Consider the following 23,552-nt stretch of genomic DNA (forward strand, 5'->3'; position numbering starts at 1 on the left):
GGCGGGGGAGGTGGACTAAGGCGTGGTGATGGCCGGGATCGGGTAGTTGGTGACGTCTGAGCCGATGTAGAAGCTCGGGTGCGGCGGCTGGTTGTAAGCCGTGTTCTGCCACGCGATCGCCACGCGGTACTGCGCGTCGTGCATCAGGGTCGGGATGCGCAGGCTCGTGGTCGAGTTGGTCGCGTAGATCCGCAGGGCGGTGTTGTTGCTGGTGCGCCAGACGACTTCTTCGCGCCAGTCGCCGAACAGGTCGGCCGACAGGCCCGGCGTGGATTTCGTGCCGTTGTTGGAGGCGACGCCCGAGCCGGACAGCAGTGTCCCGGACGGGTAGTTGGTGATCTGGGTGCCGTCGAGCAGTTCGCGCTCGCCGTCGCCGTCCCACCAGGACAGGAAGTTCGCCGATCCGGGCTTGGCCCCGATGTTGGAGCCCGAGGCGTTGAGCAGGCCTGAGACGTTGGAGGACCAGTACTCGGCGCCGGGGTTGCTCGCCAGGACGTTCGCGGCCACGCCGCGTCCGTTGTCGCCGCTCGCGCCGGTCTGGAACAGGATCGAGCCGTTGGAGCCGTTCAGGTGCGAGGACGGCTTGCTGGCGTCCTCGTGGACCATGAACACCTCCTGGCCCGCACGGCCGGGCACGAAGTCGGAGACGTGCAACGCGTCGCCGTGCCCGAATCCGGTGTTCCACAGCGCCTGCCCGTTCGAGCCGACCGCCATGGCGCCGTAGACGATGTCCTGTCTGCCGTCACTGTTGAGGTCGGCGATCGAGAGGCTGTGCGCGCCTTGACCGGTGTACTGGCTGCCCGCCGAGTTGGAGTCGAAGACCCAGCGCGAGACGAGGTCCGTGCCGTTGAAGTCGACCGTCCAGATCACCGAGCGCGTGTAGTAGCCGCGCGCGAAGACCATGCTCGGGTGCTGACCGTCCAGATAGGCCGTTCCGGCGAGGAACCGGTCCACGCGGTTGCCGTAGTTGTCGCCCCAGTTGGAGACGGTGCCGCGCGCGGGCTGGTAGTCGATCGTGTCGAGGATAGCCCCGTTGGCGCCGTTGAAGATCGTCAGGTACTCGGGGCCGGCGAGGATGTAGCCGCCGGAGTTGCGGTGGTCGGCGCTGGAGGAGCCGACGACCTGCCCGGTGCCCGAGCGCGTGCCGTCGGCGGTCTTCATCGCGATCTCCGCGTCGCCGTCGGAGTCGTAGTCGTACACCTGGAACTGCGTGTAGTGCGCGCCGGCCCTGATGTTGCGGCCCAGGTCGATGCGCCACAGCCGGGTGCCGTCGAGCTCGTACGCGTCGATGAAGACGTTCCCGGTGTAGCCGGACTGCGAGTTGTCCTTAGCGTTGGTCGGGTCCCACTTGACGAGGTACTCGTACTGCCCGTCGCCGTCGAGGTCGCCGACGCTCATGTCGTTGGCGACGTAGGTGTACGACTCCCCTGAGGGCGTGGTGCCGCCCGCGGGCGCCGAGATCGGGATGTCCCGGTAGCCGCTGGAGTTGAAGACGGCTTCGGCCGTGGACTGGGAGCCGACGGTCCCGCCGTTCACCGCCGCGACCGAGTACGTGCCGCTGCCGCCGGAGTCGAGGTAGTTGGTGGCGCCGGTGATCGGGGAGCTGTTGAGCAGGGTCCCGTTGCGGTACACGTTGAACGCGGTGTTCTGCGCGTCGGTGCCGAGCAGGCGCCAGCTGACGAGGTTGCCCCCGCTGGCCGGGACGACGGTGACGCCGCGCCCGAGGTCCTCCATGACCACGCCGGTCTGGGACGGGGTCCCGTCGGTGATTTCGACGTAGTCGATGTTCGCCAGGCCCGAGCTGGTGGACGCCTCCAGGCGGATGGTGTTGCTGCCGGCGTTCAAGGGAACGGTGACGGTCCTGGTCGACCAGGCGGTCCACCCGCCGGTCGCGCCGAACGCGCTCGCGGACTGCACGGTCGCACCGTTGACCAGGAGGTTCGCCGCCCGGGTGTCGGTGGCGCCGTTGGCGTACCGGATCGCGAGGCTGGCGTTCCCGGCGCCGGCGGCGTTCACGGTGAACTGCGCCGAGGCGCCGACGGCGTTGCCGGAGTTGCAGAACCCGCTGCCGGAGTAGCCCGCGTGGTTCGATTCGACGGCGCCGTCGCAGACGGCCGGGGCGCTCTCTGCCTCGTAGCGGACGGTGGCGGCGTCGGCGGTGTGCATCGCCACCAGTGTCGCCGTCGCGACGGCGACCAGGCCGATCACCGCCGAGGCCGGGGCTCGCAGGCGTCTGGCCCGTCGAGTGGTCTTCTCGTTCATGTTCACTCCGTATCCGATGGAGAGGGGGAGACCCGACCGCGAACGCACCGGCGCTGCCGGGGGACCGCGTATGGGTCGCGCAATGGAACAGGGGAAGGTGACAGGCGGCGCGGCGTGCCGGGGGACCGCGGTCGACTGGTTCCAGTAACATTGAAATATTGAATTGAATCGATATAATGAAGCGATCCCAGAATAGCCGGAGAGCGCCTTCCTGGCAATGGGTCCGTCCGATCAGGTTCGCAGATCGGGCTCTCGCCGCAGGTACTCGCCCGGCGTCATGCCGAACGAGGCCCGGAACGCCCCGATGAACGCGCTCGGGCTCGCGTAGCCGCAGGCCCCGGCGATCCGCGTGACCTGGTGCCCCTCGGCCAGGAGCACCAGCGCGTGGTGCACCCGGAACTGCCCGCGCCACCGCGCGAAGGTCGTCCCCGCCTCCTCGCGGAACAGCCTGCTCAGCGTCCGCTCCGAGGACCCGACGACCGCGCCGAGCTGCGCCAGCGTCCGCCGGTCCCCGGGACGCTCCTCCAACAGCGCCACCAGCTCCCGCAGCCGCGGGTCGGACGGCGCCGGCAGGAACCGTTGGGGCGCATCGGCGGTGCGCAAGCCGTGCAGGAGGTCGAGCACGACCTGCTTCAGGCGCCCGCGCACCGGCTCGTCGAGCGCGCCGTCGGTGAGGGCGGTGACGGCCTCGCGCAGCAGCGGCGTGAACGCCAGCACCGCGGGCCGCTCGATGAACGGCCCGTCCCCGGCGGTCGCGAACAGGATCGCCCGCATCTCCGTCGCACCGGACGCTCGATGGGAGTGGGCCGTGCCCGCGGGCATCCACGCTCCCTGCGACGGCGGCACGACCCACACGCCGGTGGCGGTGAAGACCCGCAGGACGCCCCGGCGCGGGTAGACGAGCTGGTGTCCGTCGTGGCGGTGCCAGTCGATGTGCTCGCGGTCCGAGAGCAGCCGGATCGGGCGGCTCGGAATGATCTGGCCGTCAATCGACATAACTCGGCAGAATACCGTTAGCCGGAGCCCGGTGCCAGTCGGAATCCTTGGTCCAGAACGGACAAGGAGCACCCAAATGACCCAGACCGAGCCGCCGCAGCCTTCTTCAGCTCCCCTTCAGGTTCACGCGGCTACCGTTGCCGAGCCGCCGAACAACCAGGCCGTACCGGCGAAGGGAGCACACGCAGGACCGGACCGGCCGCAGGTACCGGCGAAGGGAGCGCGCCGAGCGCCGAACCCGCCGCCCGCACCGACGAAAGGAGCGCACACACCACCGGACGCGACCCAGGCCCGGCCCCGGGACGCTCCCGGCTCGCCCTTCAAGCGCATGCGCCTGTGGGCGACCGCCCACGCCGTCGACGACATGTACCAGGGCCTCGTGCCCGCCTGCGTGCCCTACTTCGTGCTCGACCGCGGCTACGGGTACGTCGCGGCCACGGGCCTCACGCTCGCCGCCGCCATCGGCAGCTCGATCCCGCAGCCCTTCATCGGCATGGCCGTCGACCGCCGCCGCCTCGACTGGTTCGCCCCCGCCGGTGTGGCCCTCGCCGGGATCGGCCTCGGCCTGGCGGGCCTCGCGGGACCGTACCCGCTGGTCCTGGCCCTGATCCTCCTGTCGGGTCTGGGCGTGGCGATGTTCCACCCCGCCGCAGGGAAGGGCGCTCGCGAGACCGCGGGCGACAGCGCCGCAGCGATGAGCGTCTTCGCCGCGGGCGGCAGCGTCGGGTTCTTCCTCGCCCCGGTACTGGCCACACCGGCGCTCATGGCGATGGGCGTCGGCGCGACGGCGCTGTTCATCCCGCCGGCCGTGCTCGTCGCGTTCGTCATGCTCCGCAAGCGCACCCGCACCGCCGCCGGACCGGCGAAGGCCCGCACCGGGACCGACCGCTGGGGCCCGTTCGCGGTGCTCACCGGCATCGAGGTGGTCCGGTCGCTCCTGTGGGTCGGGATCATCACCTTCATCGAGCTGTACTGGATCCGCCACCTCGGCTCGGGGCACGCGGTCGCCGGGATCGCCCTGGCGGGCTTCATGCTCGGCTCGGTGATCGGCACGCTCCTGGGCGGGCGCCTGGCCGACCGGTTCGGCGCCGTCCGCACCACCCGGATCGGCGGCGTCGCGATCATCCCGCTGCTGATCCTGCTGCGCGTCGCACCGGGGGAGTGGGCGCCACTGGCGCTGGCCCTGGCCGTGGGGATCGCGATCAACATCCCGTTCGCGGTCCTGGTGAAGCTCGCCCAGGACTACCTGCCGACCCGGCCCGGCACCGCCGCGGGCGTGACGCTCGGCCTGGCGATGAGCGCGGGCGGCCTGTTCGCCCCCGCGTACGGCCTCATCGCCGAAGCCCATGGGCCCGAAGGCGTCTTCACCGTCCTCTGCGTCGTGCCCGTGGCCGCGGTGGTCCTCGGGATCTTCCTGAAACGGCCCTGACCAGAGCGGGCGGGCCCGCGAGGGCCCGCCCCGTGTCAGTATGCGGAGGCGTTGTCGCGCATCCACTGCGCGAAGGTCCGGGCCGGGTGGCCGGTGATGCGCTCGACGTTGTTGTTCACCGTGGCCGGCACGTCCGCGGCGTTCGCCGCCACGTCGAGCAGCGACGCGAAGACCGGCGCGGGGAACCACTCCGGCAGGGCCGCGACGGCCTCCTCACGGGTCTGCTCCCGGACGTCGATCGGCCTGCCGAGCACCGCCGCCACCGTGGCGACCACCTCGCGCTGGCTCAGCGACTCGGGTCCGGTGAGGACGACGCTGCGGCCCCGGAACTGTTCGCGCACCAGCAGGTCGGCGGCCACCTCGACGTAGTCGTCAAGGTGGATCGGGTTGATCCGCCAGTCGGGGAACGCGATCGCGACCGTCCCGGCCTTGATCTGCCCGCCCCAGTCGCGGATCGTGTTGGTGGCCAGCCATGACGGGTAGAGCACGGTATGGCCGAGGCCCGATTCGCGGACGGCGGCCTCGATTGCCTGATGCGCCGCGCCGATGGGCCCGGCGTGCTCGACGGGGTCGTACGAGGCGGGGGAGGACAGCAGGACCACGTGCTCGACCTCCGCTTTCACTGCGGCAGCGAGAAAACCGCCGATGTCGCCGAACGTCGGGTAGAGGAACGCGGTGCGCACGCCCTCCAAGGCGGCCTCGTCCGGGGCGGTGAGGTCGAGCGCGACGCGCTCGACCCCGTCGGGGACGTCGAGTCCGGTGACGTCGCGTGCCGAGGCCCGGACCTGCCGGCCGGTGCGTGCGAGGTGTTCGACGAGGCGCGAGCCGATGTTGCCGCGGGCGCCGGTGACGAGGACGGTCATGGGTGTCACTCCTGGTCTGCGCTGGATTCGGGCATGCGACCGCAGGGCGCGGGAGGCGCCCTCGGGTAGCATGACCATGGAACCTATTTGCTTTGCAAGCAAACAGTATTTAATGACAAAGGTAATCGGGAGGCGCGGCCGTGTCAACCCAGGATGACGCGATTCGGGAACTGCTGCTGCTCATGCCGCGCATGGTCGGCCGGGCCAAGCGGCTGCCCGTGCCCGAGAGCGTGCGCTCGCTCGAACTGAGCCCGCGCCACCTCTCGCTCCTGGCGCTCCTGCTCTTCGACGGTCCCGCCACCGTCAACGAGCTCGCCGCCCGCCTCGAAGTCGCCCCCACCACCGTGAGCCTCATGGTCGGCGACCTGAGCCGCAAGGGCGTCCTGGAGCGCCGCGAGGACGAGCACGACCGGCGCCGCCGCATCGTCAGCATCACCGAGGCGATGCGCCCCGAGATCGAGGAATGGCTCGCCGGGAGCGCCGCCGCCTGGCGCACGGCCTTGGCGCCCTTGACCGCCGAGCAGCGCCGCGTCTTCGTCGACACGCTCCTCGCCTACGAGCGGGCGCTGGACTCCGCCGCCCGGTGACCGGCCGGGTCCGCGTTCAGCGCGGCCCGACGGTCGATCCGCGCACGATGAGGCTCGTCGCCAGCTGGACGTGGTGGGAGTCGGGGACCTTGCCCGCCGCCAGGTCGAGCGCGGTCCGCGCCGCCACCTTGCCCATCTGCCGCAGGGGCTGGCGCACCGTCGTCAGCGGCGGCTCGACCCACATCGCGTTGTACGTGTCGTCGAAGCCCACCACGCTGAGGTCGGCGGGGACCAGCATGCCCCGGCGCCGCGCGCTGCGCACCACGCCCACCGCGACGCTGTCGCTCGCGGCGAAGATCGCCGTCGGAGGGTCCTTCAGATCCAGCAGCGCCTCCGCGCTGGACTCGCCGGAGCCCGGGCTGAACGTGCCCGACCGCACCAGCGCCGGGTCGACCTCGATGCCCGCGGCCTCCAGCGCCTCCCGGTAGCCGTGCAGGCGCTCGCGCGCCGGCACCGACCGCTCGGGTCCGCCAGCGAAGCCGATTCTGCGGTGCCCCAAGTCGATCAGGTGCCTCGTGGCCTGCACGCCGCCCGCCCAGTTCGTCGCGCCCAGGCTCGTCACGCGTTCGTCGAGGGGGTTGGCCGGGTCGATCACGACCAGCGGCAGGCCCAGCTGCTCGCACGCGGTCATCTCCTCGCCGGTCAGCTCGGCGGTCACCACGACCAGTCCCGCCGCGCCGCTCGCGGCGATCTCCTTGATCCGGTCGAGCCCGATCGGATGGTTCTGGGCCGTGACCGCCGAATCGAGCGCGCTGACCACCACCTCGACCCCGAGCTCGCGGCCGCCGCTGATGAGGCCGTCGAGCACGTAGACGGCGTACATGTTGAGGATCGTGTCGAACACGACGTGGATCGACTGGGGCGCGGTCGTCTCCCGGGGGCCGGTGGACGGCACGTACTCGAGGTCGGCGATCGCCTCGCGCACCACGCGCCGCGTCTCCTCGGCCACGCCCGGCCTGCCGTTGAGCACCTTCGACGCCGTGGCCTTCGAGACCCCGGCGCGCTCGGCCACCTCGGTCAGCGTCGCGCGGGGACGGGCCGGCTTGCTCATTCGCAGCACCTCTTCAGGACGGGTGCCGCCATTCTAGCCACGGCCGGAAACAGTTTCCAGGCGAGTCCGTGAATGCTTCACTTTCCTCGGCGAAGGCGCAGCGCCAGGACCCGACTGGCGTGTCGCCGCATCGCGGGACCGGCGCGCTCGTCGACCGCCGGAAACTCTTTCCTCGCCTCACCGGGCCTCGAAGCCGTGCGACCGCGCACCGCGACCCAGGCCCGGTGATGGAACATGGCGCACCGTTCCTATTGCGACACAATGGACTTGCCTGCATATAATGACGCGGTCCTCCGGTGGGGGCCGCTTCTCACCCGAAGCCCCGCCCGCCGGCCCTGACGACAGCAAGGAGACCCTGTGTCCTTCAAGGAAGGCAAGCCGCGCCGCGTCCTCGCCCGCGTGGCCGCGGTCGCCGCGGCCGCCGGCCTCGGCATCGCCGGCCTGGCCGGCTCCGCTTCGGCCGACGTGACGATCCAGCAGTACGCGGCGCTCGGCGACTCGTACGCCTCCGGCGTCGGCGCCGGCGACTACCTCGCCGACGACGGCTGCTACCGCTCCGCCAACGCCTACCCGAGCCAGATCAACCCCGAACTCGGCGAACGCCTGTGGTTCGAGGCCTGTTCGGGCGCGAAGATCGAGGATGTGGTCGCGAACCAGCTGAACCACCTCTACCCGGTCACCACCGAGCACGTCACGATCGGCGTGGGCGGCAACGACGCGGGCTTCTCGACTGTCCTCGGCGCCTGCGCCGGGACCGACACGGCCCTGTGCGAGGCCGCGATCGCCAACGCGCGGAACATCATCACCACCTCACTCCCGGCCGAGCTCGACGACCTCTACACCCGGGTCGAAGCCAAGGCCACCACCGCCGACATCGTGGTCGTGGGCAACCCGCGCCTGTTCAGTGGCACCACCTGCGCCGGATCGCTCGCGATCACCCCGGCCGAGCAGGCGCTGCTGAACGACGCCGCCGACCTCCTCGCCGAGACCACCGCGGCCGTCGCGGCCGACCACGGCTTCGACTTCGCGGACGTCCGCGACGCCTTCGACGGCCACGGGGTCTGCTCCGCCGACCCGTGGATCCTCGGCTACGTCGGCACGCTGGAGTCGTTCCACCCGAACGCCGCCGGCCAGGACGCCTACACCGAGGTCGTCCTCCCGCTGCTCGACTACTGATCGCAGTACCGGACCGGCCCGCGGGGGGACTCCCTGCGGGCCGGTCCGCTTCGAGCGCTTTCGGCGCACAGTGGACTGCGCTGCATAGAATGTCGACACCCTCCGGGGACCGGGCCCTCCCGGCCCCGAGACGACAAGGAGACCACATGACCGATTCCTCCGACAGGCCGCGCAAGCGCGGTCTGCTGGTACGCACCCTCGCCGTGGCCGCCGCCGCGGCCGTCGGCGGCGCCGCACTCAGCGGCACCGCCTCGGCCGACTGGTGGGAGCCGAAGTACGTGGCGCTCGGCGACTCGTACGTGTCCGGTGTCGGCGCCGGCGACTACCTCGCCGACGACGGCTGCTACCGCTCCGCCAACGCCTACCCGGTGCTCGCCGCCGAAGAGGTCGGCGCGGAGCTCTCGTTCGACGCCTGCTCGGGCGCCCGCGTCGAAGACGTGGTCGCCGAACAGCTCGGCAACCTCAGCCGCCGCACCAAGGAAGTCACCATCGGCGTGGGCGGCAACGACGCGGGCTTCTCGAGCGTGCTCGGCGCCTGCGCCGGGACCGACACGGCACTGTGCCAAGGCGCCATCGCCAACGCGCAGTCCGTGATCACGACCTCGCTCCCGGCCGAACTCGACGACCTCTACACCCAGGTCGAGGACCTGGCGCCGCGCGCCGACGTCACCATCGTCGGCAACCCGCGCCTGTTCAGCGGCACCTCGTGCTCCGGCACGCTGGCGATCACGCCCGACGAGCAGGCCCTTCTCAACGAGACGGCCGACCTGCTGGCCGACACCACCGCGGCCGTCGCGGCCGACCACGGCTTCGACTTCGCGGACGTCCGCGACGCCTTCGCCGGCCACGAGGTCTGCACCGCCGACCCGTGGATCCTCGGCTACGTCGGGACCATCGAGTCCTTCCACGCGAACGCCGCCGGCCAGGCCGCGTACGCCGAAGTCGTGACCCCCTACCTCGAACGCTGCTGACACGACACCAGTGAACGCTCCGGCCCGCGGGACCTCCCGCGGGCCGGAGCCGCGCCCGGGGGAGAATCCCGGCATGTCCCGACGCGCCCGCAAGACCCGCCCGACCGCCTGCCCGTGCGGGACCGGCCTGCCCTACGCCGAATGCTGCGGACCGTTTCACGCAGGCAAAGCCAAGGCGCCCACCGCGACAGCGCTCATGCGCTCGCGCTACAGCGCCTTCGCCGCCGGCGACGAGGCCTACCTCCTGCGCACCTGGCACCCCCTGACCCGGCCCGAGCGCATCGGCCTCGGCGACGACCCGCGGCAGTGGACGGGCCTGGAGATCATCGAGGCCGACGGCGGCTCGCCGCTCCACACCGCCGGCACCGTCCGCTTCCGCGCGACCTACACCGACGCCGAGGGCCCGGGCTCGCAGACCGAGCGCAGCACCTTCGAACGCATCGGCCCCGACTGGTACTACGTGGACGCCCTTGATTTCACGCCATAAATGGCATTTCCGTCGATAATGGGCGGCTACAAACTACAAACTTTCCGTCCAATTCATCGAATACTTGTCGATTAATTAACAGCTGTCTAACCTCGTCGAGGTGAGTTTCGACCCTCCGCCACCCGCCAAAGACCGCCGGGTGCGACGAACCCGCGCCGCCCTCCTGGGCGCCGCGATAGCCCTCGTGAGCGCGCGCGGCACCGCGAACGTGCCCGTCTCCGACATCGCCGACGCCGCGGGGGTGAGCCGCCAGCTCGTCTACCTCCACTTCGGCGACCGCGACACCCTGCTCTTCGAGGCCGCCCTCGACCTCGCGCGCCGCGAACTGGCCGAGCCCTGGGGAGGAGCCCCCGGCGAGGCGATCGGCCGCGAACGGGCGCTGGCGGTGACGCGGCACTTCGCCGAGCACCGCGGCTTCTACCGAGCGATGTTCGAGTCCGCGAGCGCCTACGCCCTCAACCGGATCGTCAGCGCCCTGCTCGCCCCGCTGCGCAGCGTCTCGCTCAAGGTCCGCTTCGGCTCGGTGCTCCCGCCGCAGCTCGCCGACGACCTCGGGGTGTTCATCACCGGCGGCGGCGCCGCCCTGGTCCACGCGTGGGTGTCCTCGTGCGACGAGGTGCTCGATCCCGAGGCGATGGCCGACCGCCTGCTCGCGGTCGGCGAGATCCTCACCGCCACCCTCGAAGGGGCGCAGCGCCAGATCCCCATGCAGGCCAAGGATTAACCGAAGGCCACCACGACCTTGTCGGCCGCGCCCGGGGCGTCCAGGTACACGTCGGTGCCCGCGCGGCCGAAGGCCGTAGCCCCCGCGCCGTGCAGTTCGGTCGGCCGCGCGGCGACGTCCTCCTTCGAGGAGTCGACGACGCTGTCGGCGCCGACCGCGAGTGTCTTACATTAAGTCACGTGATTGACTTAATTCAAGGGATCGAGTGAATCGCCACTCCGGGGCGGGGCCCCGGACGATACTGCGAAACGGGCCGCCGTGAAGGGCGACCGCGATCGAGGGGGAACCAATGACATCCGCAGCACGCTTCTCCGGCAAGACCGTCATCGTCACCGGCGCCGGGTCGGGCATCGGCCGCGCCACCGCGCACCGCCTGGCCGACGAGGGCGCCGCGGTCGTGGCGGTCGACGTGAACCAGGAGGCCCTGGACGGGCTCGGCGCCGAGATCGCGATCCGACCGGTCGTCGGGGACCTGACGGCCGCCGACGTGATCGAGCGGATCGTCGCCGCCGCCGACGGCCGCATCGACGGCCTCGCCAACGTCGCGGGCATCATGGACGGCTTCCTGCCCGCGAGCGAGGTCGACGACGCCACCTGGGACCGCGTCATGGGCGTCAACGTGACCGCCCCGATGCGCCTCATCCGCGCCGTGCTCCCGGTCATGGTCGCGGCCGGCTCGGGCTCCATCGTGAACGTCTCCTCCGAGGCGGGCCTGCGCGGCTCGGCCGCCGGCGCCGCCTACACCGCCTCGAAGCACGCGATCATCGGCCTGACCCGCAGCGTCGCCGTGGCCTACAAGCAGGACGGCGTCCGCTCCAACGCGGTCGCGCCCGGCGGGGTGGCGACCAACATCGACGCGGCCCCGAAGTCGCAGCTGGGCATCGAGCGGCTCCAGCCGTACTTCGTCAACGCGGGCAAGCCGGCCGAACCGGAACAGCTCGCCGCCGCGATCACCTGGCTTTTGAGCGACGACGCCGGCAACACCAACGGCGTGGTCCTCGCCAGCGACGGCGGCTGGAACGCCGTCTAGCGACCGGACGCCGTGGCGAGCCGCCGGTCCGAGGCCTCAGTGCTCCGAATACCGTTGGCGCCGTTGTCGACCGCGGGCCTTGCGGAGGTGGTCCCGCACCGTCATGAGCGCGAACCCCAGCAGGTTCGAACCCCTCCACGTGCGCGGATCGTCCGTCTGCGGATCGTCCTCGGCGAGGCCGATGGCCCACGTCGAGTCGATCGGGCTCGCCTCCACCAGCAGGCGATCGCCGGTGTAGAGCAGGAAGTCGCCGAGTTCGTCGTGCTGGCTGAACTTGGCGATGTTGCCCGCCACCACGATCCTGAACTTCTCGCGGTCCCAGACCTCGCCGTCGAAACCGGACACCAGGCGCCCGAGCTGCCGGGCCTGCTCGGGGCTGTCGGTCAGCAGGACGGCCTTCGCGGTCGCCTCGTCGCCGAACAGCATCGCCTTGGACCACATCATGAAGTGCTCGGCGGTCGGGAAGCGGCGGCCGTTGACGAGGATGGGGGAGGGCCACCACTGGTCGAGGCACCCGGGCGCGGGATTCCCCGCGTGCGACTCCACGTGGTCGGCGAAGAACAGGGGCGCGTCCGCCTTGGGCTGGAACGGGGTCCATGCGGCACCGGCCCGCGTCGCGCCGGTCGCGGGCCGAGGTGCCGTCGCCTCCGCGTCCGGCGAAGGAGCCTCGACCACCGGCGGCTTCTCGGGGACGAGCTGATCGAGCAGGGTCCCGAGCTCCTCGTCGGAGTGCTTCCTCAGGAGCAGGTCCATCGAGTCGCACAGCGAGAGCTGGTTGCGCCTCGCGCAGTAGAGCGTGTCGCCCAGCAGGAACGCGGTCGCGAGGCTGTCGATGACCAGCTCCCGGGTGCGGTCCGCGTCGGCGACCAGGTCACCGGTCAGCGAGCGCGTGCCGCGGTCGGCGCAGTACCCGGCGATCTGTGCGAACAGCGGCGGCGCCCCGAGCGCGGCGAAGCCCGCCGTGGCGATCACGCCGACGCTTCCGGCGACCACGTCCGCCTTCGCGGCGACCTCGGCGACCTCGCCCGCCACCCGGTCGAACAGGTCGAGATGCTCGTGGAGTCCCGCGGCGGGCGCGCTCGGGACCATCAGCGCGCCGAGCGCTTCGACGAGGCCGCCGATCTTGTCCTGCAGCTCGGGCGAGAGCATGAGCCTGACCTTCGGCCCGGCGGACCTGAGACCGAACGGGGAGTGCGCGTGCGAGCGGAGTTGCGAACCGTCCGATCGCGGTCGGTTCAGATCCGGGTCCGATGAGGAGGGGAGTCGGGGCGACATCGCCTCAGCCTGGCACGACCGGTCCGGCGTGGCAACGGTGGCGGTCCAACTGCATTCCCCGCCACCCCGCGCGGCGTCGCTACGATGAAGCGAGGGTCCGAACCCCAGGAGCGCCGATGATCCCCGACGAACTCATGTCGATCGCCATACTGCTGCGGCATCGCAACGACATCGACGCGCGCATCGCCGACATCGTGGGCCGCCCGGTCGCCTCCGGCCACCTCTCCGACTGGATCGCCGCCGCGATCTTCGACATCGAGCTCGAACCGGGCGCCAACAAGGCCGTCGACGGGCGCTTCCGCAGCGGCCCGCTGGCCGGGCGCACCGTCAACGTCAAGCACTACACCCGCAACCAGGGCCTGCTCGACATGACCGACGCCGAGGAGCTCGACTACTACCTCGTCATGACCGGTCCCCGAGGTGCCGCGGCCGGATCCGCCGGGGCGCACCGGCACTGGAGCATCGACCACGTCTACCTCTTCGACGCGCAGGAGCTGTACGCGGACCTCCTCGACCACATGCGGCGCATCGGCGTGGCCACGAGCCTCCGCGTCGAGCAGTGGCGCCAGGCGGAGATCCACCCGCGCGCCGTCAAGCCCCTGCTGCGCCTCTCGGCCGAGCAGACCGCCGCGCTCGACCAGTTCCGGACCGGAGCCTGAAACGTCCCGATTCGTTCGCGGCCGAACGGAAACCCGTATTCGCGCGACACGGCGGCCGGCCTGTGCTTTGGTCGAGATCTCTGGTTTGAGGGGTTGTCGTGACTGACGGTTCCAGGTGCCGTTAGGATGCGGGGAACTTGGGGGTGATGTCAGCCCGCAGTCGTAGTGATGGCAATCTGACGGAGGTATTGTGCTCGATATCAGCCCACTCACTTGGGCGGTCACCATCGGTTTCATCGTCGCGCTGCTGGCGGTGGACCTGATCTTGGCAGCGGTGCGGCCGCACCACGTCGGGTTCAAGGAGGCGACGGCCTGGTCGGTGTTCTACATCGCCGTCGCGATCGGTTTCGGCGTCTGGTTCGGCATGCAGTACGGCAATGCGGCCGGCACCGAGTACTTCGCCGGCTACATCATCGAGAAGAGCCTGTCGGTCGACAACCTGTTCGTGTTCGTCATCATCATGACGACGTTCGCGGTCCCCGACCACCACCAGCACAAGGTGCTGACGTTCGGCATCGTGCTCGCGCTCATCATGCGCGCCATCTTCATCGCGCTCGGCGCGGCGCTCATCAACTCGTTCTCGTTCATGTTCCTGCTGTTCGGTCTCCTGCTGGTCTACACCGCGATCCAGCTGTTCCGGCACCGCGACGAAGATCCGGACATCGAGACCAACCTGATGGTGCGCGGCGCGCGGCGCTTCCTGCCCGTCACCGCCGACTACGTCGACGGCAAGCTCGTCACCAAGGTCGACGGCAAGCGGCTCTTCACGCCGCTGTTCATCGTCCTCATCGCCATCGGCAGCGTCGACCTGCTGTTCGCGCTCGACTCGATCCCGGCGGTCTTCGGCGTCACGCAGGAGGCGTACATCGTCTTCACCGCCAACGCCTTCGCGCTGCTGGGCCTGCGGGCCCTGTTCTTCCTCGTGAAGGGCCTGCTCGACCGGCTCGTCTACCTCTCGACCGGCCTGTCGCTCATCCTGCTCTTCATCGGCTTCAAGCTCATGCTGCACTGGGCCCACGTCGACGTCAACGAGTCGATCCCCGAGATCCCGACCCCGCTCAGCCTCGTCGTCGTCCTCGGCATCCTCCTCGTGGTCGTCGTCGCGAGCCTCATCCGGACCCGCACCAACCCCGAGGAGAAGGCCCACCCCGGTTCCCTCAGGGCCACCAAGAAGCAGGAAGACGACGCTTAGTAAAGACACGTCGCAAGGGCCCCGAGACCAGGTCTCGGGGCCCTTGCGCGTCAACGCCCGCGGCTCAGCACCAGCAGGAGGATCAGGAGCGGGATCGGCAGCAGGAACGCCTCGCGCAGGCCGATCTGCGCGTCGAGCCAGCCCAGCGCCGCGGGCGCGGCCAGGATCGCCGTCCCCGAGCCCAGCGACCCGATCGACGCCGAGTGCCGGTCCGACAATCCCGGTACGGCCACCAAGCGCCCCAACATGATCGGATACAGCGGCGCGATGCCGAGACTGGCCACCGCGATCCCCGCCGTCACCGTGTACGGGTCCTGCCCCAGGTAGACCAGCAGCGTGCCGACCGCCGTGGTCGCCACTGCGGCGGGCACCGCCCACGACCGGTCCACGAACCGCGGACCCAGCAGGCGCCCCACCGCCATTCCGACGCCGAAGACCGCCCCGAGCGCCGAGGCCGTACCGAGCGCGATCCCCGTGTCCATCAGGCGCGCGACGCCCCACACCACGAAGCAGAACTCCGACGCGACGCTCAGGACCACCCGCGCCCACCCGAGCGAGGCCGGTCCGACCGGCACCCGCGCCCGGATCAGCGGACCGTCCTGCGGTCCCCGCACCGTCGGGTGCAGGGCCGCCGCGAGCACCATCGGGACCGCGACGAGGATCGCCCAGCGGCCCGGCAGACCCGCGGTCTCCAAGGCCCCGAACGCCAGTGGCGCGCACACCCCGCAGGCGCTGGAGAGCCCGACGGCCACCACGATCCGCCTCGCCGCACCCGGCCCGCGCAGCAGCGACGGCGTCGCCAAGGCGATGGCCGCGCAGCCGCAGCCGACCAGCACCGACCCGGTCCCGGCCAGGAGGAGCTGCGGCGACAGCGCCATCGTGAACGCGCCGACCGCTATCCCCGCGCACGCGAACCGCAGCACCACGCCCGCACCCGCGCGCAGCACCGTCGGGCCCGTGAGCGCGGCCAGGACCAGTCCCGCGCCGAACGTCATGGTGAGCCACACGAGCTCCCCGCGCGGCCGGTCCAGTTCGGACGAGATCCCCGCGAGGTACGGCCCGAACGCCGAGACGAGGAAGCCCAGTCCGGCCTGCGCGAAGAACACGACCCGGTTCACGTCGCGGCTCGGCGCGAGGGCCGGCGCCTCCTCAATCACCGTCGGGCGCCTGAGGGTCCAGCAGGTCCGCGAGCCGTCCGAGGTCGGGGAGCCGCACGTCGGCCGCGAGGCCGCGCAGGGACGCGGTCATCGCCCCGGCCGCACGGCCCGCCGCCAGGCCCGGCTCGGAGTCCTCGACCACGAGGCACCCGGCCGGTGCGACGCCGAGCGCCTTGGCGGCCTTGAGGTATCCCTCGGGGTCGGGCTTGCCGTGCTCGACGTCCCCGATGGTGAACAGGAGCGGCGGCCGGATGCCCGCGGCGTCCAGTCGCGCCTTCGCGAGGCGGTCGTCGGCGCTGGTGACCACGGCCCAAGGCAGGCCGATGCGGTCGAGTACGGCCAGTAGCCGCAGGGCACCGGTGGTCGGGACCACGTCGGCCAGGTCCTCGTACTGGAGCTCCAGATCGCGCGCGGCCGCGGCCTCCACGCCGGCCCCGTCCAGGTCGGGCCGCAGCCTGGCGACGGTGGTCGCGGCCGGATTGCCGTGCGCGTTGGCGAGCGCCACGGCCGGATCGACGCCGAACTCCAGGGCCCAGGCGACCCAGGCCCTCTCCACCGCGCCGTCGGAATCGACCAGGGTGCCGTCCATGTCGAGCAGAACTGCATCAGGGGTGCTGTAGCTTCGCATGAAGCCCTCCGGGGATCAATAAACTCGTAGTCGGAGGATAATTGGTGGAGGTCACGTGACGCAAGCCGGAGCCCACGTTCCCGCGGAGGACGCGGCGGACGGCCGCGCGAGAGTGGGCCGCGCCGAGGCCGCCCGCTGGAGCGGCGCGCTCGACCTGCTCAAGCTCGTGCGCACGCAGCCGGGCATCACCCGCGCCGAAGCCGCCCGCGCCCTCGGCGTCGGCAGCGGCACCGCCACCGAGATCTGCTCGCGCCTGCGCGCGCTCGACCTGATCTCCGAGCGCCCCGCGCCGCCCTCGGGCCGCGGCCGACCGACCTCCACGCTGCACGCCCACCCCGAAGGGCCCCTGGCCGCGATCGTCGACATCCGCCAGTCGGACTGGCGCATCGCCGTCGCCGACCTCGAAGGCAACCTCACCGACACCGCGACCCGCCGCCACACCTCCAAGCGCCCCGACCGGGTGCTGGACACCGTCCGCGAGGCCGTCGCGGGTCTCGCCGACCGCTACGGCGGCCGCGTGCGGGCCGTGTCGGTCTCGACCGCGGGCACGGTGCGGCGCAACACGATCGTGCAGGCGAGCGTCCTGAGCTGGCGGGACGTGGAGGTCGATCCGCTGCTTCCCGGCGTCCCGCAGGCGCTCGGCAACGACGCGACCCTCGCCGGGCTCGCCGAGGCCCGCCTGACCCACCCCGGCAAGGCCGTCCTGTTCCTCACCGTGGAGGTCGGCATCGGCGGCATCTTCGTGGACGGCGGCCGGGCGGTCACCGGCGCGACCGGCGCGGGCGGCGAGTTCGGGCACGCGCCCTTCGGCGACCCGTCCGTCGAGTGTCCTTGCGGCGCAAGCGGATGCTGGGACGTGGCGGTGGACGGCCGGGCCGTGGCCCGCCTGCGCGGCGAGAGCGAGCCCGACGACCCGCGCTCCTACCTCATCGAGTCCCTGGTGGACCCCGACGCCCGCGCGGCCGTCGCCGCCTGCGCCTCGATCCTCGGGCGCGGCACCGCCGGGCTCGTCAACGTCTTCGACCCCGAGATCGTGAGCCTCGGCGGCCTGGCGCCGGAACTGCGCCGCGCCGCGCCCGAGGCCTTCGCGGCGGCGTACGAGGCGGGCACGATGGCCTTCCGCCGCGAGGACCCGCCTCCGCTGGTGCCCTCGGTCCTCGACCGCGACGCCCCGATGCTCGGCGCGACCGAGGCCGCGTTCGACGCCGTCCTCACCGAGCACGGCATCGCCGACTGGACCGAGGACCGGTCGGCGTTACGCGGACGCCTTCACCCGGCGCGCGGGGTCGTACACCGGCACCCATTTCGCGAGCCAGCCCGCGCCGAACCACGTGATGAGGCCGAGCGCGATCGCCGCCGCCCCGAGCGGGAACGCCAGGGACACGAGGCTGATGAGCCCCGGCCCGGCGACGTTGCCCAAGTCCGCGCACAGCCGCCAGCCGCCGAGGAACTGGCGCCGGCCCTCGTCGGGCGCCACGTCGGAGCCGATGGTGAGCACGATCCCCGAGGAGATCCCGTTGCCCAGGCCCATGAAGCAGGCGACCAGGCCGATGGTCAGGGCCGTGCCCGACAGCGGCAGCAGCAGGAACCCCGCGCCCATCACGATCATCGCGGGCAGGGCGACCCACATGCGGCCGAAGCGGTCCATGATGGCCCCGCCCGGATAGAACAGCAGCATGTCGACCCCGGCCGCGAGGCCGAAGATGATGCTCGTGGTGGTCGCGTCGAGCCCTTGGAGCGCCGCCCACAGCGGGATGATCGCCTGGCGCGAGGCGCGGGCGATCATGATGAGGAAGACGCCGGTCCCGGCCGTGGCGAAGACCTTCTTGTGCTCGGCCAGGACCGCCCACAGGCTCCGCTTCTCCGGGGCCGGGGCGTCGACTCGCGCGGTCCGGGGGAGATCGGGCAGGGCCAGGCTGAGCAGGCCGCCTGCCAGGCTCGTCCCGGCCGCGAACGCATACGTGGCGCCGAACGAGTGCTGCTCGATGAGCAGAGCGCCCACGAACGGGCCGATGAACGAGCCGATCCGGAAGGTCCCGCCGAGCGTCGACAGCGCCCGGGCGCGGAAGCCGAAGGCGACGGCCTCGGACAGGTAGGCGTGCCGGGCGAGGCCGAACACCGCCGAGGAGAGCCCGATCGAGAAGACCGAGGCCGCGAGCACGGCGAGCGACGAGGTCTGGGAGGCGACGATGAGCGCGGCCGCCTCGACCACGCACGCGGCCAGGAGCACGCGCTTCTCGCCGAAGCGCTGCGTGAGCGCGCCGGCGGGCAGGTCGCCGCAGAGCTGGCCGAAGCCGATGAGGCCCACGATGATCGCGGCCTGGGTGACGGTGGCGCCGAGGTCCAGCGCGGAGAGGGCGATGAGCGGCACGACCGCGCCCATGCCGATGGAGATCAGGACGGTGGGGCCGTAGATCGGCAGGGCCAGGCGGCGCAGTCTGATCGAGGAGGCGGGGTTCGATGCAGCTGGGGTCGAGGCGGCACTGTCGGGCACGATCGCGAACGTACCAAGGAGTGGGGAGAACCGCTCACATCGCGGGAGTCGGATGTGACCGATTCGACCGGCCGCCCGGTCAGTAGCCTCTGTCGTGGCCCGTGGCCCGTGGCCCGTGGCCCGTGGCCCGTGGCCCGTGGCCCGTGGCCCGTGGCCCGTGGCCCGTGGCCCGTGGTGTCCGGCATCGGGCGTGTCACGGCGGTTCCCGGCAAAACGGACGCGGCGAAGCGCCCCCGATTCGATGATGCCCGGCGGGTGCGACGGTTTCGGCGAGGCGAGGCGAGTGCAAATGCGGGTGCGCGGCGGTGGGCCGGGGCTCCGAACCGGCCCGCCGCCGCGCGGGTGTTAAGTAACCGTGCAGGTCACCGTCGGTGCCGTGCTGCTGCCGCTGGCGACGAAGCCCCAGGCGCTCCTGGTCTCGCCCGAGGCGACGGCCCCGTTCCAGCCCACGTCGTCGGCGGTCACCGACGCGCCCGAACTCGTCACCGCGGCGTTCCAGGAACTGGTGATCCGCTGACTGCCCGACCACGTCCAGGTGAGCCGCCAGCCGCTGATCGCGGCGCTGCCGGCGGTGACGTGCACGTTCCCCTGCCAGCCGCCGTTCCAGGTGCTCACCGCCTCGACCCGGGCCGTGCAGCCCGAGCCGCCCGGCGGCGGCGAGGTCGTCTCCTCCGGATCGGTGGTCTCCTCCGGCGGCGTGGTGGTCTCCTCCGGCTCGCCCGCGCCGAGCACCGGCGTCGTCCAGTTGCGCCACTGCGACAGGTTCGCCGACTTGTTCGGGTGCATGCTGATCACGGCGGGCGGGTTGCCGCTGCCCTTCAGGAACGTGTTGATGCTCTGCTGGAGCGGCGTCCGCCATTCGCTGCGGGTGGCGCAGTGCGTCCCGTCGGACACGTTCGAGTGATACGAGATGTTGCCTGCCGCACCGAGCGCCTTGTAGACCTCCGCGCCGCCGAGCGCCGCGACCGCGCCCGAGCGCGCGCCGAGCCATTCGACGTGCGGGTTCTCCATGATGAACAGGCCGCGCGGCGCGACCATCCCGACCATCTCGTGGGTGTCGACCGGCAGTCCGGCCGGGTTCGAGGTGTACGCGCTGAACGCGTCGCCCAGCCACGGCTGCTCGCCGTAAGCGCTGCTCAGCGGCTGGGAACCGCTCTCCTGCGCGATCGAGCGGAGTGCCGGGGCACCGCCCGTGCCCGATTCGATCGGCATCGTCAGGTCGACGCGCTGGTCGAACGCGCCCGCGACGAAGGCGCCCTTGCCGTACCGGGAGCACCCGGTGACGCCGGTCGAGTTGTTCAGGACGCTGCCGCCCGACTGCTCGATGACGTCGATGATGCGGCTGACGCCCCAGGCCTGGGCCATGAGGATGCCGGTCGTGCTGGTCGCGCCGTAGAGGGTGTAGAACGCCCCCTGCTTGTTGCCGCGCCCCGTGCCCTCGGCGCCGACCGCGCCCGGGTCGTAGTTGATGACCGCGGTGCCGGTGCCCAGGATCGTGCTCGTGTCGGCGCCGAAGCCGCCGTAGACGATCACGGCCGGGAACGGCCCGCTGCCGCTCGGGAGCTGCACCGTCGCGGAGAAGCTCGTGGAGCGCCCGTTCGCCGAGACGTTCACCGTGATCCGCGAGGAGGTCACGGTGCCCGAGACGCTCGTGGGCGCACCGGGCTTGTCGCCGTAGACGGTCCGCTCGGCCAGCTCCTTGATCTCCGAGCGCCGGCACTCCCACTCGTCCTGCGTGGTGATGCGGGAGCCGTTGATCTTCGTGAACGGGTCGGGGAGCAGCGAACTCGAGGCCCAGCTCCCGGGGACGGTGACATTGCAGTCCGCGCCGTCCCACTCCGAGGACGCCTGGACCTGCGCCTCGGCGCTGTGGATCCGGGGCGAGAGCGCCAGCGCCGCGGCGACGGCCACCGACGCGAGGGCGACGAGTGCGAACCGCAGTCGATGACGATGTCGGGAGCGCCCGGAGGCGGGTTCGGGCGCGATGGATGATGCCATGGCAGATTCCTTGTCTGACCAGGTGAGTCCATCATCGACGGTGTGGGGCGGCGCCCGCTCGGGAAGTCCCGGCGGGGCCGGCGTCAACGTTGAGACCACTCATGCCGAAACTTCCAATGAAACTTCCGTGAGGGTAGTCAACAGAATACATTGACCAATATCGATACGCAATGCCGAGTTCGGGCCCCGCGAGATACGATCGTCACCGCGCGCGGACCGGCCCGCGCGGACGGCAGGCCGCCCCCGGGCGGTGATCGACCAGCGACCCCAGGGCCGCGCAACGGGCGGAGACGGCATTGGGGCACAAGGACATCCCGATCGGCACCGGAGCGACCGGGACGCGGACCGAGACCGACGCGATCGGCGCGATCGACGTCCCCGCCGATCACTACTGGGGCGCCCAGACCCAGCGCTCCATCGTCCACTTCGACATCGGCGACGACCTCATGCCGCGCGCCCTCTACCACGCCTACGGCCTGGTCAAGAAGGCCGCCGCGCTCGTCAACGCCGAGGCCGGACGCCTCGAGCCCGACCTGGCCGACGCCGTCGTCCGGGCCGCCGACGAAGTCGCCTCGGGCGCCCTCGACGCCGAATTCCCGCTCCACGTCTGGCAGTCCGGCTCGGGCACCCAGTCCAACATGAACGTCAATGAGGTCATCGCCAACCGCGCCAGCCAGCTCCTCGGCGGCGAACTCGGCACCGGCCGCCTCGTCCACCCCAACGACCACGTCAACCTCGGCCAGTCCACCAACGACGGCTTCCCCACCGCCATGCACCTCGCGACCCTCCTCGCCGTCCGCGAGCGCACCGTCCCGCAGGTCGAAGCCCTCGCCGACACCATCGGCCGCAAGGCCCGCGAATGGGTCGACGTGGTCAAGATCGGCCGCACCCACCTCCAGGACGCCACCCCGCTCACCGTCGGCCAGGAATGGTCCGGCTGGGAGTCCCAGCTCCGCGACGCCCTCGCCCGGCTCGACCAGTCCCTCCAGGCCGTCGGCGCGCTCGCCGTGGGCGGCACCGCCGTCGGCACCGGCATCAACGCCCCCGACGGCTTCGGCGACGCCGTCGCCCTCAAGCTCACCGAACTCACCGGGACGGCGCTCATCAGCGCCCCCAACAAGTTCGCCGCACTCGGCTCGCTCGACGGCATGGTCGCCGTCAGCGCCGGCCTCCGCGGCGTCGCCGTGGCGCTCATGAAGGCCGCCAACGACATGCGCTGGCTCGCCTCCGGTCCGCGCGCGGGCCTGCACGAGTTGCGCCTGCCCGAGAACGAGCCGGGCTCCTCGATCATGCCCGGCAAGGTGAACCCGACCCAGCAGGAGGCGACCGTCATGGTCTGCCTCCAGGTCATCGGCGAGGACGCGATCGTGGCCGCCGCCGGCTCCCAGGGCACCTTCCAGCTCAACACCATGCGGCCCATCGTCATCGCCAACGTGCTCCACTCCGCGCGGCTCCTCGGCGACGCCGCCGGGCATCTGCGCGTCCACAGCGTCGAGGGCATCGAGCTCGACCGCGACCGCATCGCCTCGCACGTGGACCGCTCGCTCATGCTCGTGACCGCGCTCAGCCCGCACATCGGCTACGACCGGGCCGCCGCGATCGCCCACAAGGCCGACCACGAGGGCACCACCCTCAGGGAGGCCGCGATCGCCCTCGGCGTCGAGGCCGCCGACTTCGACCGGATCGTCGACCCCGCCACCATGGTCGGCGACCCCCGCCGCGATCTCGGTCTATGAGCCGGACCTCCCGGGTAGCGTGAACCCATGATCGCGATCGACCTCGACGGCAGGACCGCACTCGTCACCGGCTCGACCCAGGGGATCGGCGCCGCCATCGCCAGACAGCTCGCGCTCGCGGGCGCCAGGGTCGGCGTCAACGGCCGCAGCCCCGACAAGGTCGACGCCGCCGTCGCGCAGTTCACCGCCGAGACCGGCGCGGACCGGTTCTTCGCCGCCCCCGGCGACCTCGCCGCCGAGGAGGGCGAGGCGCGCCTGGCCGAGGCCCTCCCCGCCGTCGACATCCTCGTCAACAACCTCGGGATCTTCGGCGCCCAGCCCGCCCTGGAGATCACCGACGACCAGTGGCGCCGCTACTTCGAGGTCAACGTCCTCGCCGCGGTGCGCCTCATCCGCCGCCACCTGCCGGGCATGACCGACCGGGGCTGGGGCCGGGTCCTCAACATCGCCAGCGACTCGGCGATCGTGATCCCCGAGGAGATGATCCACTACGGCACCAGCAAGACCGCGCTCCTGGCGGTCTCGCGCGGCTTCGCCAAGCAGGCCGCCGGCACCGGCGTCACCGTCAACGCCGTGATCGCCGGACCGACCCACACCGGCGGCGTCGAGGAGTTCGTCTACCAGCTCGTCGACCGCTCCCTGCCGTGGGACGAGGCGCAGCGCGAGTTCATGCGCGAGCACCGGCCGCAGTCGCTGCTGCACCGCCTCATCGAGCCCGAGGAGATCGCGAACCTCGTGACCTACCTCAGCTCGCCGCTGGCCTCGGCCACCACGGGCGCGGCCGTCCGCGTCGACGGCGGCTACGTCGACTCGATCATTCCCTGACGTTCCTTTCGC

The 23,552-nt window shown here is 71.5% G+C and carries 20 protein-coding genes and 1 pseudogene; 12 read left to right on the top strand and 9 right to left on the bottom strand.

What is annotated here, in order from left to right; all coding sequences use genetic code 11:
* Positions 1 to 15: 15 nt before the first annotated feature.
* A complete protein-coding gene (locus BLQ63_RS18445; RefSeq protein WP_091038524.1) occupies positions 16 to 2,262 on the bottom strand; it encodes a rhamnogalacturonan lyase family protein in 2,247 nt (748 codons plus the stop codon).
* Positions 2,263 to 2,493: 231 nt separating this feature from the next.
* Entirely contained in the window at positions 2,494 to 3,258 is a 765-nt protein-coding gene (locus tag BLQ63_RS18450; RefSeq protein WP_091038527.1) for an AraC family transcriptional regulator, read from the bottom strand.
* Positions 3,259 to 3,586: 328 nt separating this feature from the next.
* Here BLQ63_RS18450 and BLQ63_RS18455 point away from each other — a divergent pair, with 328 nt between their 5' ends.
* Positions 3,587 to 4,687, top strand: a complete 1,101-nt coding sequence (locus BLQ63_RS18455; RefSeq protein ID WP_091038529.1) for an MFS transporter — start codon at positions 3,587 to 3,589, stop codon at positions 4,685 to 4,687.
* A gap of 35 nt (positions 4,688 to 4,722) precedes the next feature.
* On the opposite strand, the gene BLQ63_RS18460 is transcribed toward BLQ63_RS18455, so the two are convergent.
* Positions 4,723 to 5,550, bottom strand: coding sequence for an NAD(P)H-binding protein (locus BLQ63_RS18460; protein ID WP_091038532.1), 828 nt, complete (start codon positions 5,548 to 5,550; stop codon positions 4,723 to 4,725).
* Between the two features lie 182 nt (positions 5,551 to 5,732).
* Here BLQ63_RS18460 and BLQ63_RS18465 point away from each other — a divergent pair, with 182 nt between their 5' ends.
* A complete protein-coding gene (locus BLQ63_RS18465) occupies positions 5,733 to 6,137 on the top strand; it encodes a MarR family transcriptional regulator (RefSeq protein ID WP_091038842.1) in 405 nt (134 codons plus the stop codon).
* 16 nt (positions 6,138 to 6,153) lie between these two features.
* On the opposite strand, the gene BLQ63_RS18470 is transcribed toward BLQ63_RS18465, so the two are convergent.
* Positions 6,154 to 7,188, bottom strand: coding sequence for a LacI family DNA-binding transcriptional regulator (locus tag BLQ63_RS18470; protein WP_091038535.1), 1,035 nt, complete (start codon positions 7,186 to 7,188; stop codon positions 6,154 to 6,156).
* 357 nt (positions 7,189 to 7,545) lie between these two features.
* Here BLQ63_RS18470 and BLQ63_RS18475 point away from each other — a divergent pair, with 357 nt between their 5' ends.
* From BLQ63_RS18475 to BLQ63_RS18495, 5 genes are all read left to right on the top strand, one after another.
* Positions 7,546 to 8,364 (top strand): SGNH/GDSL hydrolase family protein, encoded by an 819-nt coding sequence (locus tag BLQ63_RS18475; protein ID WP_091038537.1) that lies wholly within the window; start codon positions 7,546 to 7,548, stop codon positions 8,362 to 8,364.
* 146 nt (positions 8,365 to 8,510) lie between these two features.
* Positions 8,511 to 9,335, top strand: coding sequence for an SGNH/GDSL hydrolase family protein (locus tag BLQ63_RS18480; protein WP_177155009.1), 825 nt, complete (start codon positions 8,511 to 8,513; stop codon positions 9,333 to 9,335).
* Positions 9,336 to 9,408: 73 nt separating this feature from the next.
* Positions 9,409 to 9,822, top strand: a complete 414-nt coding sequence (locus BLQ63_RS18485; RefSeq protein WP_091038544.1) for a YchJ family protein — start codon at positions 9,409 to 9,411, stop codon at positions 9,820 to 9,822.
* Positions 9,823 to 9,961: 139 nt separating this feature from the next.
* Positions 9,962 to 10,546, top strand: coding sequence for a TetR/AcrR family transcriptional regulator (locus BLQ63_RS18490; protein ID WP_218125347.1), 585 nt, complete (start codon positions 9,962 to 9,964; stop codon positions 10,544 to 10,546).
* A 289-nt stretch (positions 10,547 to 10,835) separates the two neighbouring features.
* The gene (locus BLQ63_RS18495; protein WP_091038550.1) at positions 10,836 to 11,576 is read left to right on the top strand and encodes an SDR family NAD(P)-dependent oxidoreductase; all 741 of its coding nucleotides are present in this window, start codon (positions 10,836 to 10,838) and stop codon (positions 11,574 to 11,576) included.
* A 36-nt stretch (positions 11,577 to 11,612) separates the two neighbouring features.
* On the opposite strand, the gene BLQ63_RS28915 is transcribed toward BLQ63_RS18495, so the two are convergent.
* Positions 11,613 to 12,725, bottom strand: coding sequence for a riboflavin biosynthesis intermediates N-glycosidase (locus tag BLQ63_RS28915; protein ID WP_218125348.1), 1,113 nt, complete (start codon positions 12,723 to 12,725; stop codon positions 11,613 to 11,615).
* Positions 12,726 to 12,967: 242 nt separating this feature from the next.
* Here BLQ63_RS28915 and BLQ63_RS18505 point away from each other — a divergent pair, with 242 nt between their 5' ends.
* Positions 12,968 to 13,510, top strand: a complete 543-nt coding sequence (locus BLQ63_RS18505; protein WP_091038552.1) for a hypothetical protein — start codon at positions 12,968 to 12,970, stop codon at positions 13,508 to 13,510.
* 190 nt (positions 13,511 to 13,700) lie between these two features.
* Entirely contained in the window at positions 13,701 to 14,702 is a 1,002-nt protein-coding gene (locus BLQ63_RS18510) for a TerC/Alx family metal homeostasis membrane protein (protein ID WP_091038555.1), read from the top strand.
* Between the two features lie 50 nt (positions 14,703 to 14,752).
* Here BLQ63_RS18510 and BLQ63_RS18515 read toward each other — a convergent pair whose 3' ends face one another.
* Together BLQ63_RS18515 and BLQ63_RS18520 are read right to left on the bottom strand one after the other, a co-directional pair.
* Complete coding sequence (locus BLQ63_RS18515) at positions 14,753 to 15,859, bottom strand: MFS transporter (protein WP_091038558.1); 1,107 nt, start codon at positions 15,857 to 15,859, stop codon at positions 14,753 to 14,755.
* Positions 15,852 to 16,487 (bottom strand): HAD-IA family hydrolase, encoded by a 636-nt coding sequence (locus tag BLQ63_RS18520; protein WP_091038560.1) that lies wholly within the window; start codon positions 16,485 to 16,487, stop codon positions 15,852 to 15,854. The genes BLQ63_RS18515 and BLQ63_RS18520 overlap by 8 nt, the downstream gene beginning before the upstream one ends.
* 166 nt (positions 16,488 to 16,653) lie before the next feature.
* Here BLQ63_RS18520 and BLQ63_RS29985 point away from each other — a divergent pair.
* A pseudogene (locus tag BLQ63_RS29985) lies at positions 16,654 to 17,616 on the top strand (ROK family transcriptional regulator); the annotation flags it as partial.
* 126 nt (positions 17,617 to 17,742) lie between these two features.
* Here the strand turns inward: BLQ63_RS29985 and BLQ63_RS18530 are convergent.
* Positions 17,743 to 18,981 carry an MFS transporter gene (locus BLQ63_RS18530; protein ID WP_218125349.1) on the bottom strand — a complete coding sequence of 413 codons (1,239 nt, stop codon included), beginning with the start codon at positions 18,979 to 18,981 and terminating at the stop codon, positions 17,743 to 17,745.
* 345 nt (positions 18,982 to 19,326) lie between these two features.
* Positions 19,327 to 20,979 carry a glucuronyl esterase domain-containing protein gene (locus BLQ63_RS18535; RefSeq protein WP_091038564.1) on the bottom strand — a complete coding sequence of 551 codons (1,653 nt, stop codon included), beginning with the start codon at positions 20,977 to 20,979 and terminating at the stop codon, positions 19,327 to 19,329.
* Between the two features lie 296 nt (positions 20,980 to 21,275).
* Here BLQ63_RS18535 and BLQ63_RS18540 point away from each other — a divergent pair, with 296 nt between their 5' ends.
* The gene (locus tag BLQ63_RS18540; protein ID WP_091038567.1) at positions 21,276 to 22,715 is read left to right on the top strand and encodes a class II fumarate hydratase; all 1,440 of its coding nucleotides are present in this window, start codon (positions 21,276 to 21,278) and stop codon (positions 22,713 to 22,715) included.
* 30 nt (positions 22,716 to 22,745) lie between these two features.
* Entirely contained in the window at positions 22,746 to 23,540 is a 795-nt protein-coding gene (locus BLQ63_RS18545; protein WP_091038847.1) for an SDR family oxidoreductase, read from the top strand.
* Positions 23,541 to 23,552: the final 12 nt, after the last annotated feature.

Source organism: Glycomyces harbinensis, assembly GCF_900101745.1.
GTDB lineage: Bacteria > Actinomycetota > Actinomycetes > Mycobacteriales > Micromonosporaceae > Glycomyces > Glycomyces harbinensis.

Coding starts and splice junctions, on each gene's coding strand:
- BLQ63_RS18480 (WP_177155009.1), top strand. CDS start 8,511: ATGACCGATTCCTCCGACAGGCCGCGCAAGCGCGGTCTGCTGGTACGC.
- BLQ63_RS18455 (WP_091038529.1), top strand. CDS start 3,587: ATGCGCCTGTGGGCGACCGCCCACGCCGTCGACGACATGTACCAGGGC.
- BLQ63_RS18535 (WP_091038564.1), bottom strand. CDS start 20,979: ATGGCATCATCCATCGCGCCCGAACCCGCCTCCGGGCGCTCCCGACAT.
- BLQ63_RS18520 (WP_091038560.1), bottom strand. CDS start 16,487: ATGCGAAGCTACAGCACCCCTGATGCAGTTCTGCTCGACATGGACGGC.
- BLQ63_RS18460 (WP_091038532.1), bottom strand. CDS start 5,550: ATGACCGTCCTCGTCACCGGCGCCCGCGGCAACATCGGCTCGCGCCTC.
- BLQ63_RS18485 (WP_091038544.1), top strand. CDS start 9,409: ATGTCCCGACGCGCCCGCAAGACCCGCCCGACCGCCTGCCCGTGCGGG.
- BLQ63_RS18470 (WP_091038535.1), bottom strand. CDS start 7,188: ATGAGCAAGCCGGCCCGTCCCCGCGCGACGCTGACCGAGGTGGCCGAG.
- BLQ63_RS18465 (WP_091038842.1), top strand. CDS start 5,733: ATGCCGCGCATGGTCGGCCGGGCCAAGCGGCTGCCCGTGCCCGAGAGC.
- BLQ63_RS18505 (WP_091038552.1), top strand. CDS start 12,968: ATGATCCCCGACGAACTCATGTCGATCGCCATACTGCTGCGGCATCGC.
- BLQ63_RS18445 (WP_091038524.1), bottom strand. CDS start 2,262: ATGAACGAGAAGACCACTCGACGGGCCAGACGCCTGCGAGCCCCGGCC.
- BLQ63_RS18495 (WP_091038550.1), top strand. CDS start 10,836: ATGACATCCGCAGCACGCTTCTCCGGCAAGACCGTCATCGTCACCGGC.
- BLQ63_RS18450 (WP_091038527.1), bottom strand. CDS start 3,258: ATGTCGATTGACGGCCAGATCATTCCGAGCCGCCCGATCCGGCTGCTC.
- BLQ63_RS28915 (WP_218125348.1), bottom strand. CDS start 12,725: ATGCTCTCGCCCGAGCTGCAGGACAAGATCGGCGGCCTCGTCGAAGCG.